Raw genomic sequence first — 15,981 nt, forward strand, 5'->3', positions numbered from 1 at the left:
GCCATTTCCCCGACAATTAAGAGGCGTCCGCGAAGCGCGTAGGATACTTCCCAAGCTCCAAGAGCCAAAGCTTACTGCCACTGTTTCAGAATATTCCCACGCCCGTTCACGCCCGGCCATCTCTCAAGTTCGCCCGGTAGGCCAAACCAGCACCTTGAAGATCCGTTGCCCATACAACCCCACCGCCAGGCCGAGCACCACCAGGACCACCGCCAGCACCTTGCTCGCCGATAGACGCTCGCCGAACACCAGTGCCGAGCCGAGCAGGCCGAAGATCGGCACCAGCAATGAGAGCGGCGCCACGGTGGACACCGGGTACTTCTTGAGCAGCGAGTTCCAGATCCAGTAGGCGAACAGCGTGTTGGGATACACCTGGAACAGGATCGACGCCACGGCCGTCGTGCTCAGCTGCTCGACCAGCGCGACATAGCCGGCGCTACCGTTCACCCCGTAGTCCAGCGCGAAGAGCGGGAGCGGCGCGAAGGCGCTGGACCACACCAGAAAGGCGAATACATCCGCAGTTCTGGCTTTCTTGATGATGACGTTGGCCACGCTCCACGACACGGCGCCCAGCAGCACCAGCACTACGCCGGGCAATGACACCGAGCCGTCGGTGATGCCGATGATGCACAGCAGCCCGGCGAGGGCCAGCAGCATACCCAGAACCTGAAAGCGGTTGAGCGCCTCCTTGAACACCACGGCGCCCAACAGGAGGGTGAAGAAGGCGCTGAATTGCAGCACCAGCGAGGCGATACCTGGTGACAGCCCGGCCTTGATGCCCAGGTTCACCACGCCCCACAGGCCGATGCCGAACACCAGGCCGTAGCCGATGAGGTAGCGCCAGGGCACATTGGGCTTGCCCACGAAGACGATGGCCGGCAATGCGCACAGGCTGAAGCGGATACCCGCCAGGATGAACGGGTCGACGGTGGCCAGGCCCAGTTTGATCACCGAGAAATTGATGCCCCAGATAGCGGTGACCAGCAGGGCCAGAACGACGTGCAGTGGTTTCATGTATCGGTCGCCTTCGAAGCGGGAGGTGATGTGATGTGCGTCAGGTTGCTGGAGAGGTGCGTCGGCGCATGTCCGGCCGAGGTATCACCTGGCCGTGGCCTGCAGCCCCAGCCAGTACAGCAGGCCCGCGGCGCTGATGGCCGCGCCCAGCAGGCACACGCCGAGCCAGCCCGCCTGGGCGTAGGTGTAGGTCGCGGCGATCGCGCCCAGCCCGCTGCCCAAGGAGTAGAAGCACATGTAGGCGCCTACCAGGCGGCTCTGCGCATCGGGTCGGGCGGCGAAGATCAGGCTCTGGTTGGTGACGTGCACGGCCTGTACCGCGAAGTCCAGCAGGACCACCCCCAGGATGAGTGCCAGCAATGAATGGTGCACGAATGCGCTGGGCAGCCATGACAAGGTCAGCAGCGTCAGGGCTATGCCTGTGGTGCGGTTGCCCTTGCCTTGGTCGGCCAGCCGACCGGCCCGCGATGCGGCCAGTGCGCCGGCCACGCCCGCCAGCCCGAACAGACCGATCTGGGTCGGCGAGAGTGCAAGGTCGGGTGCGCTCAGCGGCAGCACCATGGCTGTCCATAGCACGCTGAAGGCAGCGAAGATCAGCAGCGCGAAGGTGCCGCGCACCCGCAGCGTGCGCTCGGTGAGCAACAGCTGCCACATCGAGCGCAGCAGTGCCAGGTAGCCCGTCTTCACGTTCGGCATGGCGGTCGTCGGCAGGACTCGCCACAGCACTAGCGCCATGCTGGCCATCAACGCCGCCGAGACGAAGTAGACACTGCGCCAGCCCGCCAGATCCGCCAGGGTGCCGGACACCAAGCGCGCCAGCAGGATGCCCAGCACCACACCGCTGGTGACGGTTCCGACGGCCTGGCCGCGCTGTGTCGGGCCGGCCAGGGCGGCTGCATAGGCCACCACCACCTGAATCAACACCGCCATCAGGCCCACCAGCACCATGGCGCCCATCAGCACGCTCCCCCGCTGCGCGATACCGACGATGCACAGCGCCAAGGCCGATAGCAGCAGTTGTGTGAGGATGAGTGTCTTGCGATGAAGCAGGTCGCCCAGTGGCACGACGAACAGCAAGCCGGCGGCATAGCCCGCCTGGGTAGCCGTGACCACCAGGCCGATGCCGCTGGCGGGGAGCGAGAGCTCCCTGGCCATCGACTCCAGCAGGGGCTGGGCGAGATAGACGGTGGCGACGGCCAGGGCGCAGGTTACGGCGAACAGGAATGTGAGGGCACTGCTCAAGCCGGCCCCGTGGGCCGTGCCGATGAGCGGTGTGCAGGATACAGGTGCCGCTTTATCAGCGGCCGATACCTGTTTCCCCGATGATTCAGGCGTATCCTGCATGGGGCTATCCCTTGAATGGGTTTCAAAAAGAAACCAGATGGCCGATTCTCATCCAGGCAAGTTGCTAAAAGCAACCAATTGTTGAATGCACCTTCTTATCTCGTCGCTTGGGCGCTTCACGTCCGAGCGGCCATTGGAGAACCATGGCCAAGCACGAACTCATGGCACGCAGTGAATGCCCGGTGGCGCGCACGCTCGAGGCCATCGGCGACCGCTGGATCCTGATGATCCTTCGCGAAGCATTCGATGGTGTAAGCCGCTTCAGCGATTTCCAGCGGCGCCTGGGCGTGGCCAGGAACATCCTCACGGTCAAGCTCAAGGCGCTGGTCGAGCTGGGTATCTTCGAGGTGCAGCCGGCCTCCGATGGCAGTGCCTACAAGGAGTACGTCCTGACCGAAATGGGCCAGGCGACGTTTCCCATCGTCATCAGCCTGCGCCAATGGGGAGAGCGCTTTCTGTACCGCCCAGGCGAAATGCACTCGGTCCTGCTGGACAACGCATCGGCCCAGCCTGTGCAGGCCCTCACCGTGCGCGCTCGGGACGGCAAGGCGCTGGGCCCGCAGGACTGTCACCGAAGCCTGATCAGACGCGAGGACTGACCGCCAGCCTCACCCGGCACCTTGCTGTGCGCCCGCCATACTGCCTGGCGGGCGCACCGGCTCAATCCAGTGGCTTGCGCATCAGGATGTCGACGGCGAAAGCGCCGAGCACGGCACCGGAGACCCAGCGCTGGGCACGCATGGCCTTGGGTCGCGCAGTCAGGAAGCGGCTCACCCGTGCCGCTGCGAGGACGATCAGACCATTGACGGTCACGGCGATGCTGATCTGCACCAACCCCAGCTGCATGTACTGTTGCAGGGTCGACCCTGCAGCGGGGTTGATGAACTGAGGAATGAGTGCCGAGTACATCAAGGCGATCTTGGGGTTGAGCAAGTTGGTCACCAGGCCCATGGTGAACAGCTTGCGCGGCGAATGCGGTGGCAATTCGCGCGCTTCGAAGGGCGAAGAACCGCGAATCATGTTCCACGCCAGATACCCCAGATAGAAGGCCCCGGCGATGCGCACCACGTCATAGGCCATCGGCACGGCCTTGAACAGGGCTGACAGGCCGAGGCCTGAGGCGACCAGGTAACAGATGAAGCCCAGTGCCACGCCAGCGAGCGAGATCATGCCGGCCAAGCGTCCCTGGGAAATCGCTCTGGAGGTGAGGTACACCATGTTGGGACCTGGAGTCAGGACCATACCCAGGGCGATGATCGCTACGCCTATCAAGTTTTCCACTGGCATCCGAATTGCTCCTGCAAATGTTGAGTGTGCGCTAGGTGCGGTCTTGCGCCGGCGCCCAGCGTCCACGGGCCATCCCTGCCAGCGCCCGAGCGAAGAGGGGCGCCTGTGAGACGTCGATGATGACATGCGTTGAGCGCCCGGCGAAAGTGGTACTCACGGTTACGTCTGGGTCGCCGTGGGTGGTCATGCCGAGGCGCTCCAGGCCTTCGCCAGGTGCTCGAAGATTCGCTCCACATCCCGCACCAGCGCCGGTCGATCGAAGCTGCGCAGGCGCAGGCGCGTGCGGGCGCCCTCGTACACCCCGCTAGGCGCACTGGCGGTCAGGGCACCCTGCGCCCAGTACAGCGTATCCAGCGGCGTGCGCATCAGGCTCTCGCGGCGGCCGATGACCCAGGCACCGCGCTCGGCATGCAACGGGCGGCCGTCGCGGCTACGGGTGCGGGCGTGATCGCGCTGCTGGCTGCTGGCCTGGGTCTGCAGCTCCCAGGCGATGCCGACCAGGTCTATGTCACGCACTTCGCGCCAGAGAAATGGAATCTCCGCACCGCCGACGCGTGCGCCGATCTCCAGAAAGTGCAAGTCCTGGCCATCGTCGAACAGTTCCAGGTGGAAGACGATTTCGCGCTCACCGGCGAAGGCCTCGAGCAACGTGGCCACTCGCCCGGCGATGGCGCGCTCGTGGTCGTCCGCTTCCAGCTCGATGCTGCCCAGCGCGCTGTCCGGTCCGAAGTCGGCGCAGCTGTTGACGTAGCGCGAAGCGGTCAGGACGACGATGCGCTCGCCGTCCCACCAACCGTCCACGTGCAGAATCGGTGCTGCGCAGAACGCCTGCACCATCATCGGCTCGGTGTGTGGCGTGTCCAGCAGGCTCAGGTCTTGCGCCTGGCGCAGGATCCGTACACCGCGACTGGCAGTGCCATAGCGCGGTTTGAGCACCAGCGGAAAACCCCGTTCGCTCAGCAACTGCTGCACCGCCTGCGGATCGTCGGCGCTCACCGCCGGCAGGATCGCGATCGCCGATTGTCCAGCGGCGATCTCGAGCATGCTCAGCTTGTCGCGAAAGCGTTCGGTCCACGCTCGCGGATCACCCGGTACGCCCCACCGCTCGCGAATCGTCGCAGCATTGAGCAGGTCGCCCTCGTTGAGCGCCACCACCCGATGCGGGACGCCGTGCAGGTCGATCAGGCGCTGCGCCTCGGCCATGACTGCAGCGGCGTCGTCCAGCGAGCCCAGCGCCGAGAGCGAGGCCAGCCGATCCCGTGGCAGGGACTGCGCGGATTCGGCGGTGCAGATCGCGCGGATCTGCATGCCTGGCTCGAGGCCGTAACGCTCGTAGAGTGCCTGGCGCCCCACCCAGCGGTGCAGGCACAGCACGTAACTCATGCCTTGTGCTCCATGATGAAGTGCACGGCCTGCACCAGTTCATCGCCGAGGCGCACGGCGTCCTCACGCGAGGTGCCGGTGGCCAGCACATAGCCCGACACGCAGTCGGCAACCGTGTCCAGGGGCGGGATCGTGTCGCCTTCGTGTTTCTGGATGACCACCGCCTGCTGCGCCTCGCCGAGTTCGAACAGGAAGGGCAGGAACACACGTGGCGTCTCGCCCGGGCGGGTGTGGCGGACATCCACCTCAGGCTTGAGGTCCAGCTCGACCTTGCGCACGGTGCCAGGGGTGGGCACGAAGAACTGGATCGCCGCGCCGGCCTTGGGCTGGGGCGACTGCAGCGGCAGCTCGTCGATGCCCAGCGGCACCGTCAGGAACATCCGGTTCAGGTCCAGGCCGAACGCGCGGCGTACCAGCTCCGGTGCCCCGGAACCTGCCAGGCGTGCGTGCGACTCCAGCACCCTCGGGCCCTTTTCGGTCAGCACGAACTCGCTGTGCGACGGCCCTTCCACCAGTTCCACGGCATCGAGCAGCCGGCAGGTCATGTCCATGAGTTCCGGCAGCCATTTCGCGGCGTCGGTGCTGGGGGTGCTGACTTCCCATTCCACGTACTTGTCGTTCATGCGGTATTGCGAGTAACCGATGGGCAGATGACGGCCTTCGAAGGAGAACGAGTCGACGCTGACCACCGGGCCATCGAGGTACTCCTCGATGATGATGTGGGACACCTGGGCCTGCTTGAGCGCTTGCCAGGCCTGGGTTGCCGAGTCGGCGTCGGAGCAGGGGTGGATGTGCAGACTCGCCACCCCTTCGGCGGGCTTGAGCACGCAGCGGCCATGCTCGGCCACGAAGTCGATGGCGTCCTGGGCGCAGGTCACGTGGCGATAGGCGACCGGGCTGAGATCGTGCTCGGCCAGCAGTTGACGCATGGCCACCTTGTCCTTGAGCAAGTGAGCCGTCTTGTAAGAGACGCCGACGAGCTGGAAATGGTCGACGACCTTGCCGGTGGACTCGCCCGCCACTTCGGTGGTGGTGATGATGCGCTCGAAGGGCCGCTCGCGGTGCAGCGGTTCGAGCACCTCGATGATCGCTGCTGCGTCGTCCAGCGGCGCATGCACCACCTGTTCGCAGTGGTTGAGGATGTCCTCTTCGTAATCGCCTGGCTGATGCACCAGCACGACATCGATACCCAAGGCCTTGGCGCCGTGAATCGGGGCAGGACGACCACCGATGACTGCAATACGCTTGTTCATGCAAACTTCCTGTTCGAGTGAGGATGGGGTGGGTTCAGTTGCCGTAGACCCGGCGCAGCCAGCGCGCCTGGCCTTCGGGCAGGGGTTTGAAGGCCCTGCGCCGGTGCAGCACACGGGTGTTCTTGAAGATGAAGAAATCCCCGGGTTGCAGCACCAGTTCGATGCCGCGAACCTGGCCGAGCACCGCGCGCAATTGGCTCAGCGCGGCCTCTGCACGAGGGTTCAGGGCCGTGACGATGCCGTCGTCGAAGCGCAGTCGATAGCCATCGGCACCGCGCTCCAGAATCGGCATCACCCGGTGCGGGCCGTCGAACCCTTCGTTCGAAGCCGGTGCGCCGAAGGCATAGCTCGGCTCGCTCAGGTGCTCGATGGCCCAGCTGGGCAGTTGCGCCAGGACATGGTCGATGCAGACGATGTCGGTCGACGCCTGCTCCTGATTGCGCACTGCGATGAAGGCCAGGTAATTGGGCACGCTGCGAGCGACGTCCTGAGCCTGGTCGCCGAACGGCCAGTTAGGGTTGTCGGTGTGCCATGAGAAGTCGACGTCCGCACCCCATGAGCTGGTGGTGCCGACGGCGTGGGCTACTGGAACGACATTGCGCACCAGTTTGCCGAGGTTCTCGTATTCCACGGCATGGCAGCGCACGCCGAGCAGGTCGAGCATGCCGAAATGCAGCAAGTCGAAGTCCAGTACGCACTCGGCCTCGGGCAGGAACCCGTCGCAGGGCGAGCGCACCTCGGTGCTGAGCTCGATGCCACGCAGCAGCAAGGCCTTGTAGCCGCTGCCGGGAAACGCGGCGATGGCCTGCAGCACTTCGTTGTTCAAGGTCGAGCGCAGCAATTGCGCGCCGACCCTGCCGACGTGCTCGGCACGGTGCGCAGGGGTGCCCAGCTGTTGGCGGCAGTGCGTCAGGGCCTGCCGGTCGAAGCCTGCCACCTTCAGCATTTGGACGACCGAAGCCTGGTGTACGTCCAAGGCCATGAGGCTCATGGCTGGCGCTTCAGGTAGGAGGTGGCGCGCGGGTCGGGATGGCGCGCAAAACGCGCACCGCGACGGATGAACGGGCCGAACAGCGACAACAGAGACACGACGACGTAACTCATGGATGCACCTTCCCTAGTGGTTGAACGACTCAGTCCAGCGGCACGGTCTCGCGCCAGTCGACGGCTTCTTCGAAGTGGGGTTGCTGGGCTTTCTCCAGGTAGAAGCTGCCGATCGCCAGCACGTCCATGTTGGTGCGCATGAAGCAGCGATAGGCCTGCGCGGGCGTGTTGACGATGGGCTCGCCGCGCACGTTGAACGAGGTATTGACCAGTACCGGGCATTCGGTCCGGCGGTAGAAGCGCTCCAGCAACGCGCGAAAACGCGGATTGCGCTCGCGGTCCACGGTCTGCACGCGTGCCGAGAAATCCACATGGGTGATGGCCGGCAGGCTGCTGCGCACCACCTTGAGCAGGTCGATGCCGCTGAGTTGCGCCTGGGCGGCAGGTACGCTGCGGCGCACGGCGTCGGCGACTGGCGAGACCACCAGCATGTACGGGCTTTCTTCGACGATGTCGAAGTACCGGGTGGCCTGCTCGGCGAGCACCACCGGCGCGAACGGCCGGAAAGACTCGCGAAACTTGATGCGCAGGTTCATGTTGGATTGGGTATCGGCGCGCCGCGGATCACCGAGTATCGAGCGATTGCCCAGCGAGCGCGGGCCGAACTCCATGCGGCCCTGGAACCAGCCCACCACGCCGCCTTCCTCCATGCTGAGGATCAGCCGATGGTCGAACGCTTCATCGTCCAACTGCTGGTACACCGCACCGCACAGGTCGAGCTCGGCCTTGATCTGCTCGTCGCTGTATTCAGGCCCGAGCAGCGCGCCTTGCATGCCATCCACGCCCTGCGGCAGCTCGCGCACGCGCACCTGCCGGGCACGCCGATCGCTCAGCAGCGCAGCGCCCAGAGAGCCTCCAGCATCTCCGGCCGCCGGCTGGATCCACAGGCGCTCGAAGGTCCGCTGGCGAGACACCACGCCATTGGCCACGCAGTTGAGCGCCACTCCGCCGGCCATGCACAGGTTGCGCTCGCCGGTCAGTTCTCTGGCCGTCTGCGCCAGGCGCGACACCACCAGTTCGGTGACTTTCTGCACCGACGCGGCGAGGTCGAACTCGCGTTCGGTCAGGGGCGCTTCGGGCAGGCGGCGGGGGCCACCGAACAGGTGTTCGAAGGCTGCTCCCGTCATCACTTCGCCCTGGATGAATTCGAACTTGCTCCAATCCAGGCGGAAGCTGCCGTCTGGTTTGACGTCGATCAACTCGGCCAGGATCCGGTCGGCGTGCACGGGCTTGCCGTAAGGGGCCAGGCCCATCAGCTTGTACTCGCCCGAGTCCACCTTGAATCCGCAGAAGTAGGTGAATGCCGAGTAGAGCAGTCCGAGCGAGTGCGGAAATTCGAGCTCGGCGACCTGTTTCAAGCCCTCTGGCGTGCCGTGCCACAAGGTGGTGGTGGCCCACTCGCCGACGCTGTCGATGCACAACACCGCCGCTCGCTCGAACGGGCTGGGGAAGAACGCCGATGCCGCGTGGGATTGATGATGGCCATGGACTTCGATCTTGCGCCCCTGACGGTCGCCCATTGCCCGCAAATGCCGCTGGACCTCGCGGTCCATGCGGCGTTTGGTCTTGAACCAATCGCTGAGCACGGGGGCGTAAGTGGCGGCCGAGGAAAAACCGGCGACGGCCGCGGTTGACAACACCCGACGAAATTTCAGCGCAGGATCTTCGTAATAGGCCACATGGTCGACCTGCGCCAGTGACAGCCCTGCCTCGGCCAGCACGAACTCGATGGCCTGGGTGGGGAATCCGGGATCGTGGCGAACACGGCTGAAGCGCTCTTGCTGGGCGGCCGCAACGATATGGCCATCGACCACCAGGGTGGCGGCGCTGTCGTGGTAGAAGGCGGAGATGCCGAGTGTGCAGGTCATAGCAGCGACCTCATTCGTTCCTTGAACTTGTCCAGCATGGTGTCCTCCCTGGGGGGGTTGAGTGCGGCAAAACCAATGCGGACCCGAGTCCACAAGGCATCACGATCGGTTGCGCCAAAGGCACTGAGATAGGTGTCGAGGCTGGCGACCGCCCAAGCGCTGTGCCCGGTCGCGACGTTGTCGATGGCGTTGTGCAGGTCGACGAACAGGGTGGGGTAGCCGTAGGCGCGCAGGGCCTTGTGCGTGCGCCGGTAGCCGCCCCCTACGCCGGAGAGCTCCATCGCCAGGTTGAGACCGAGGATCTCCGCGCAATAGCGTTGCGGATAACGGCCGATCGCCAGCCATAGCAGTGGCAAGTCGAAATCCTGCTCGGCGAAGCAATCGGCGTCGGCGTAGCCGGCACTGGCGGTTGGCGGCAGTTCGCCGTGCACGGCGCGCAACAGCTGCCGATAGATCACCGGGTGGTTCTGCGCCGTGACGCCATTGCCCAGCTCGTCGTAGTAGGTTTCGAACAGGCGGCTGGCGAACCCTGAACTGGCGAGCGACGGGTGGGCGAAGCCTGCCAGCCAGGCCCCGTCGATCATGGTCAGAGGCGCCAGGGCGAGAATATCGGCGACCACCTCTTCGCGGGTGGGCACCGCTTCGTCCGGATCCAGCGTGGCGTTGGCGGCCTCGTGCTGCTGCTGCAGCCACTGGCGCAGAACGCCGGGCGCCCACCGCTCGGGCAGAGGGCAGCGGCCCTTGCGCAGGGCCCTGGCGGACTTGACCAGCCAACGGTTCACATAGTCCCGAGCCTGTTGCTCTTCTGCCGGCGTGAGCTCGACCCGCAGCCAGCGCGTATAGCGTTGCCGGGTGGGCACGGCTGTCGAGAGCACCGAGCCTCGCTCCTCGATGCAGCGTGCGCGTTGCAGCTGACCGTCGTCTTTCCAGCACAGGTAGGCCGGCTCCGGGCTGGGCGCCTGGGCATAAGGCAGTCCGGCGATCCAGCGTTGCAGCGTCATCACGTCATCGGGGCTGAAGATGCGGAACATCTTGCCGCGAGGTGAGATCAACGCGTTCAGCAGCGGACTGCGCTGTGGATCGCCGGGGCGAACGTAGGCACTGTTGGCCAAGTGCTCGAGCAGCCGCAGTGCATCGTCCGACTGCAGCAGCGGTTGCATCGGGACGCCCGCCAGGCGGGTACTGTCATGATACTGGCAGGCCTCCGGGCGTCGCCGCCTGATCACATCGCGTACCGCTTCCCGGGGATCGACCCAGCGTTCGAGCACATCGAGCAATGCCCTGTGCGCCGTCTCCACCTGGCAGCGTGCCCAGGCATAGCCCTGGGCGACCGACTCGGCGGCACTGGCGTCAGCCTGGGCCAGGTATTCGCACACAGCGCTGCCGGCCAGCATCCCCAGGTCCAGGCCCGGCTGGCTCGGGTGCTGGCGCAGGTCGAGAAAGGACATGGCCGGCGCTGGCTGGGACAGGAACGCGAACATCGGCAGCAGACCGGCATGACGCAGGAACAGATTGACGCCAAGGATCTGTGGCAACAGCGATTCGGGGAAATGACCCATCACCACCAGCATTGCCGCCAGGTTGAAGGCGCCCGGGCTGAGGCTTTGATCTTCGCCGATGCGCAGCGGGTCGATGCCGCTTTCCGAAGGTCCGAGCTCACGCAGCAGTTCGGCGTAGCGCGCAAGGCGTCCTGCGCCAGCCAGCCCTTCGCCGACATCGGCTGCATGAATGCGCAACACGGCCATGGCGTAGGACGCTTCGTTGTTCCAGCTGGCACAGACGCTGTGCAACACATGCTGGCTGCCGACCAGCAAGGGAGCCGCTTCGCGCACGGCCTTGGCCCTCAGAGCGGCGAGTTGGTCGGCGTCCAGGCGCTCACGCAGAGCGCACCATGGCCTGCCCAGGGTGTGCATGCGCGCTGCCGTCTCCTGTGCCAGCACGTCCAGCGCCTGAGGGCTGTGCCAATCGGTGGTCAGCGCCTGGTCGACGTGGCCGTCGTGCAGCAGCGCACGCAGCGCGACCGGTGAGAACGCCTGCCGAGCCTGCTCGCCCGATTCGGCGCCGAGCAGGGTGCAAAACACGCTTCTGGTGCTGTTCATCAGTGCATCGGATAGATGGAGGAGTTGTTCTTTTTCTTGTTTTTCTTCTTGCGCTTGAAGAGTGCGCTGAATGCCTGTCGAATTCGTTTGAACATGATCGAGTCCTTCCCTGTTAGTTCAGATGCTGGACAATGGCCTGAGCCACGACGTCATTACCGGTGTCGGTGAAGTGCGCACGGTCGACGAACAGCCATTCATCAGCCGGACGCGATCTGAGGGCGTGCACCAAATTGGTGAATGGCAGATCCAATGTGTGGCACGCCGAGGCCAGATAATCGGCATAGTGGTCGGCGACCGCGGGATCGGATATATCGCCATAGAGTTGCGACCAGGTGCCAAGTTTCGATATCTGATCCAGTTCGTCAAATAGCCGTTGTTCTTCGCTGCACGGCGTCCGTACCCAGGTGGCCAACGGTTGCATGAGGAACGAAAGTTCGGCTCCATGCGCCTGGGCCAGACTTTTCCATGTCGCCAGACAACGCGCCGTCTCCTCGCTAGCGCGACTCAGCGTTTCCCCCACAGGGGGCACGGCCTTGGTTTCGGTTGGCCACTTCGGAAGTTTCGCCGGAGGCAGAGAGGCGCCGTGCGCTTCGGCAATCTCGTCGAACTTTTCATAGTAATCACCGCAGAAATAGAACGGTGGAAGTTCTCCGCGAATGAATTCGGGCAAGCGTGCCATGACCAAGGTGTTGAAGCCACCCAGCACCACGATTCGACGGATCCTGGGCAGGCGATGCCGATGCAGCATGAACAGCATCAGTTCCTGCGTGGCATTGAAGCAATGGCCGGCGAAATTGAGCCATGGCAGGCCGTCGCGGTCGTGTTGCGCGAGCCGGCTGGCGACGCTGGCGGCATCGCTGGAAGCGCCGTAGCCCAAGGCGGGAGAGGCACCGACCAGCAGGTTGACGGTGTCTGCCGAACACGCGTCGAGGGTGCCGGCACTCAGCGGCCTGCCGTTTCGATCATGGGCGAAGCGAAACCCCAGTCGGTCGGTGTTGATGCTGGGCGACTGGTAACTGGCCGCATTGAAACTCATGACATAAGGCAGATACTGCGAGCGACCGCGATTGGCGAAGCGGTCGTAATCGAGCATCTGAGGGGTCAACTTCACGCGCTCGAGATCGGGATGGTCGAGGGCAACGGGCTTGCGTCTTTTGAACACGGTACTTTCACTCCATTGAACTAACGATGTCCGTTATCCAAGAAACTTTCGTTCAGGCGAATACAGGCCGCGCGCTTTTAAAAACAATGCGCGAGTCTGCGTGGCAGGCAATATCTTTTGACGAGCGCTATGAATCCGCTCGGCAGTTCGATAGGGCGAGCCTGTTGATAATGGGCAGGAGAGCTAAGAAGTGAACGTCTGAGAAGAATTGAAGATTTTATTATTATTGCCTTGAAGGCAGATATGAGGCGCATAAAACAGCGGGCATCTGAGTGCGCAGCCATGCATCGGCATCGTCGTCATCCTTGTTCTTATTATCGGCTCCAGCTGAACTGAAGCTCAGTGCGGTCGAGTATAAGTGACGATCGTTGGCTGTCAATATGGCGAGCGGCTCAATTTCATTTTTGTCGTGCACCTTTTCATGAACGGTAGTGTCAGGCGCTCATTATTGGATATAGGACTATCCATATGATCACTTGTGCGACCAGATAACTTCCCGAACGGGTGACTGAGCGTGTTCGGACATGTTCCGGACCGGTCTTCGGCACGGCAGAACCGCCAGGCACATGCCGGGCGCGTAGCCCGAGCAGTGCAGGACGGTTTTCCACCTCAGGTCTGAGGGCATTTCGCTTTCCGGCTCAGAACCACTGACCAAACCGACGGATGTACAGTGTCTTCATGGTCTGCGCCACCACGCAGTAGCCCAGCAGCGTCGCCAGCAGCCAGGGGAAGTACTGCCACGGCAGCGGTACCAGGCCGACCATCGCGCCGACTGGCGAGAACGGGATGTAGACACCGAGGGCCATCACCACCGCCGTGGCCAGCAGTACCGGCAACGCCGCCGTGCTCTGGAAGAACGGCACCTTGCGGGTACGCAGCATGTGCACCACCAGCGTCTGCGACAGCAACCCCTCGACGAACCAGCCGGACTGGAACAGGGCCTGCATCTCGACGCTGTTGGCGGCGAACACATACCACATCAGGGCGAAGGTGGTGATGTCGAAGATCGATGACGTTGGCCCGATCCACAGCATGAAGCGGCCGATGTTGCCAGCGTCCCATCTGCGCGGTGCGCTGAGGAACTCCTTGTCCATGCGGTCCCACGGCAGCGACAGCTGGGAGAAGTCGTACATCAGGTTCTGCAGCAGCAGATGAATCGCCAGCATCGGCAGGAACGGAATGAAGGCGCTGGCCACCAGCACCGAGAACACGTTGCCGAAGTTGGAGCTGGCGGTCATGCACAGGTACTTCATGATGTTGCCGAAGGTCTCGCGGCCCATCAGCACCCCTTCCTCCAGCACCATCAGGCTCTTTTCCAGCAGGATGATGTCGGCCGACTCCTTGGCGATGTCGGTGCCGCTGTCCATCGAGATGCCGACATCGGCATCGCGCAGGGCCGGTGCGTCGTTGATGCCGTCGCCGAGAAAGCCCACGGTATGGCCGTTGCCCTGAAGCGCCTTGAGCACGCGCGACTTCTGCAACGGGGTGAGCTTGGCGAATACCGTACGGCGCTCCACTTCGCTGGCCAGGGTGGCGTCGTCCAGGCGTTCGATGTCCTGGCCCAGCAAGGGCACACCAGGCTCCAGGCCCACTTCATGGCACACCTTGCAGCTGACCACCGGGTTGTCGCCAGTCAGGACCTTGACCTGCACACCCATGTCGCGCAACGCGGCGATGGCTGGGCCAGCGCTTTCCTTGGGTGGGTCGAGGAAGGTGAGAAAGCCCTGGATCACCAGCGCGCGCTCGTCGTCGGTGTGATATTGCGCCTTGGTCTCGGCAGCCGGGATCAAGCGCGTGGCCACCACCAGCACACGGAATCCTTCGCGATTGAAGGCTTCGGCGCTGTCCAGCAGGCGCCGGTGGCGGACCTCGTCCAGCACCACCAGGTCGTCGCCCTCCTGGACATGGGTGGCGATGGCGAGCAGTTCTTCCACGGCGCCCTTGCTCACCATCAGGTGCTGGCCGAGGGCGTTCTTCACCACCACCGACAGGCGCCGACGGACGAAGTCGAAGGGCAGCTCGTCCACTTTGGCGTAGGCGTGGGGCGCCTGGAACCGCTCGTCCTGGCCGGCGAAATGCAGCACGGCCTGGTCCATCAGGTTGCGGATGCCGCTCTGGTGATGGCTGTTCAGCCAGGCCAGTTCGAGGACGCGCGGGTCGCGCCGACCGTCCGGGGCGACGTGGTGCTCCAGGATGATGCGGTCCTGGGTCAGAGTGCCGGTCTTGTCGGTGCACAGCACGTCCATCGAACCGAAGTTCTGGATGGTGTTCAGGCGCTTGACCACCACGTTGCGCCGGGCCATGGCGGCGGCGCCCTTGGCCAGGTTGGCGCTGACGATCATCGGCAGCATTTCCGGGGTCAGCCCCACCGCCACGGCCAGGGCGAACAGGAAGGCATCGCCCCAGTCGCCCTTGACCAGGCCATTGATCATGAACACTACCGGCACCATGACCAGCATGAAGCGGATCAGCAGCGCGCTGACGCTGTTGACCCCGCGGTCGAAGGCGGTCTGGGTGCGCGAGCCGGCGATGGCCCTGGCCAGGGAGCCGAAGTAGGTACGCTTGCCGGTGGCCACCACCACGGCACGGGCGCGACCGCTGACCACGTTGGTACCCATGAAGCAGATGTTCGACAGCTCGAGCGGGCTGCTGGCATCGCCGGCTTGGCCGCTGGCGGACTTCGCCGCGATGTTGCCCAGGGTGTCGTACTTTTCCACCGGCAGCGCTTCGCCGGTGAGCACCGCCTGGCTGATGAACAGGTCGCGCGATTCGAGCAGGCGCACGTCGGCGGGAATCATGTCGCCGGCCGAGAGCTGCACCAGGTCACCGACCACCAGCTCGCTCATGGGCACCTCGCGCAGCCGCGGGGCATCGTCGAAGTGCTCGCGGCGCAGCACGGTCGCGGTGGTGCTGACCATCGCCTTGAGTGCGTCGGCGGCCTTGTTCGAGCGGTACTCCTGCCAGAAGCGCAGCAGGCTGCTGACGCTGACCATGGTCAGGATGATCAGCACCTTGGTCAGGTCGGCGTCATCCCCTGCACCGGTGTGGACCGGCAGCCAGTAGTCGGTGACGAAACTGATCGCGGCCAGGGTCAGCAGGACATAGATGAAAGGGTTGTTCAGCGCCTTGAGCAACTGCACCAGCGGATGTCGCTGGCGGTCCTGGGCCACCAGGTTGGCGCCATCACGCTCCAGGCGCTGGGCGGCTTCGTGCTCGGTAAGACCCCGCTCGCTGGAATCCAGATTGGCCAGGGTGACGGCCAAGCCATTGTGCGCTTCGTGGGCGGCGCGGGTGGACAGGCGGGTTTCGCCCTGGGCCTTGGCCAAGGGGGTGCTGCGGTATTTGGCGGTCATGATGCCGTGCTCCTGCCGCTGTGGCGGCGCGACACACAGGCCGGTCACTCACGCAGAGGGCGGCGGTATGTCGGGTCGCGGGGAAAAATCAGGTTGTTCCGACAGATAGATGTC

The 15,981-nt window shown here is 64.3% G+C and carries 11 protein-coding genes; 1 reads left to right on the forward strand and 10 read right to left on the reverse strand.

Annotation, left to right across the window (positions count from 1 at the left end; all coding sequences use genetic code 11):
- Nucleotides 1-123: 123 nt before the first annotated feature.
- Together IAE34_RS19065 and IAE34_RS19070 are read right to left on the reverse strand one after the other, a co-directional pair.
- A complete protein-coding gene (locus IAE34_RS19065) occupies nucleotides 124-1,014 on the reverse strand; it encodes an EamA family transporter (protein ID WP_200140500.1) in 891 nt (296 codons plus the stop codon).
- Between the two features lie 84 nt (nucleotides 1,015-1,098).
- The gene (locus tag IAE34_RS19070; protein WP_325101003.1) at nucleotides 1,099-2,280 is read right to left on the reverse strand and encodes an MFS transporter; all 1,182 of its coding nucleotides are present in this window, start codon (nucleotides 2,278-2,280) and stop codon (nucleotides 1,099-1,101) included.
- A 221-nt stretch (nucleotides 2,281-2,501) separates the two neighbouring features.
- Here IAE34_RS19070 and IAE34_RS19075 point away from each other — a divergent pair, with 221 nt between their 5' ends.
- Nucleotides 2,502-2,957, forward strand: a complete 456-nt coding sequence (locus IAE34_RS19075) for a winged helix-turn-helix transcriptional regulator (RefSeq protein WP_200140502.1) — start codon at nucleotides 2,502-2,504, stop codon at nucleotides 2,955-2,957.
- Nucleotides 2,958-3,018: 61 nt separating this feature from the next.
- Here the strand turns inward: IAE34_RS19075 and IAE34_RS19080 are convergent, their stop codons facing one another.
- The 8 genes from IAE34_RS19080 to mgtA form a co-directional block, all read right to left on the reverse strand.
- A complete protein-coding gene (locus tag IAE34_RS19080) occupies nucleotides 3,019-3,645 on the reverse strand; it encodes a LysE family translocator (RefSeq protein WP_200140503.1) in 627 nt (208 codons plus the stop codon).
- 183 nt (nucleotides 3,646-3,828) lie between these two features.
- Nucleotides 3,829-5,028 carry an ATP-grasp domain-containing protein gene (locus tag IAE34_RS19085; RefSeq protein WP_200140504.1) on the reverse strand — a complete coding sequence of 400 codons (1,200 nt, stop codon included), beginning with the start codon at nucleotides 5,026-5,028 and terminating at the stop codon, nucleotides 3,829-3,831.
- A complete protein-coding gene (locus tag IAE34_RS19090; RefSeq protein WP_200140505.1) occupies nucleotides 5,025-6,281 on the reverse strand; it encodes an ATP-grasp domain-containing protein in 1,257 nt (418 codons plus the stop codon). Before IAE34_RS19090 ends, IAE34_RS19085 begins: the two co-directional genes overlap by 4 nt.
- A gap of 34 nt (nucleotides 6,282-6,315) precedes the next feature.
- Entirely contained in the window at nucleotides 6,316-7,272 is a 957-nt protein-coding gene (locus IAE34_RS19095) for a TauD/TfdA family dioxygenase (RefSeq protein WP_200140506.1), read from the reverse strand.
- Between the two features lie 142 nt (nucleotides 7,273-7,414).
- Nucleotides 7,415-9,253: a carbamoyltransferase family protein gene (locus tag IAE34_RS19100; RefSeq protein ID WP_200140507.1), complete on the reverse strand. Its 1,839-nt coding sequence runs from the start codon at nucleotides 9,251-9,253 to the stop codon at nucleotides 7,415-7,417.
- Nucleotides 9,250-11,352, reverse strand: coding sequence for an iron-containing redox enzyme family protein (locus tag IAE34_RS19105; RefSeq protein ID WP_200140508.1), 2,103 nt, complete (start codon nucleotides 11,350-11,352; stop codon nucleotides 9,250-9,252). Before IAE34_RS19105 ends, IAE34_RS19100 begins: the two co-directional genes overlap by 4 nt.
- Before the next feature lie 112 nt (nucleotides 11,353-11,464).
- A complete protein-coding gene (locus IAE34_RS19110) occupies nucleotides 11,465-12,514 on the reverse strand; it encodes a hypothetical protein (RefSeq protein WP_200140509.1) in 1,050 nt (349 codons plus the stop codon).
- Nucleotides 12,515-13,152: 638 nt separating this feature from the next.
- Nucleotides 13,153-15,867: a magnesium-translocating P-type ATPase gene (gene mgtA / locus IAE34_RS19115; RefSeq protein WP_200140510.1), complete on the reverse strand. Its 2,715-nt coding sequence runs from the start codon at nucleotides 15,865-15,867 to the stop codon at nucleotides 13,153-13,155.
- Nucleotides 15,868-15,981 lie beyond the last annotated feature (114 nt).

Source organism: Pseudomonas sp. S30, assembly GCF_016518545.1.
GTDB lineage: Bacteria > Pseudomonadota > Gammaproteobacteria > Pseudomonadales > Pseudomonadaceae > Aquipseudomonas.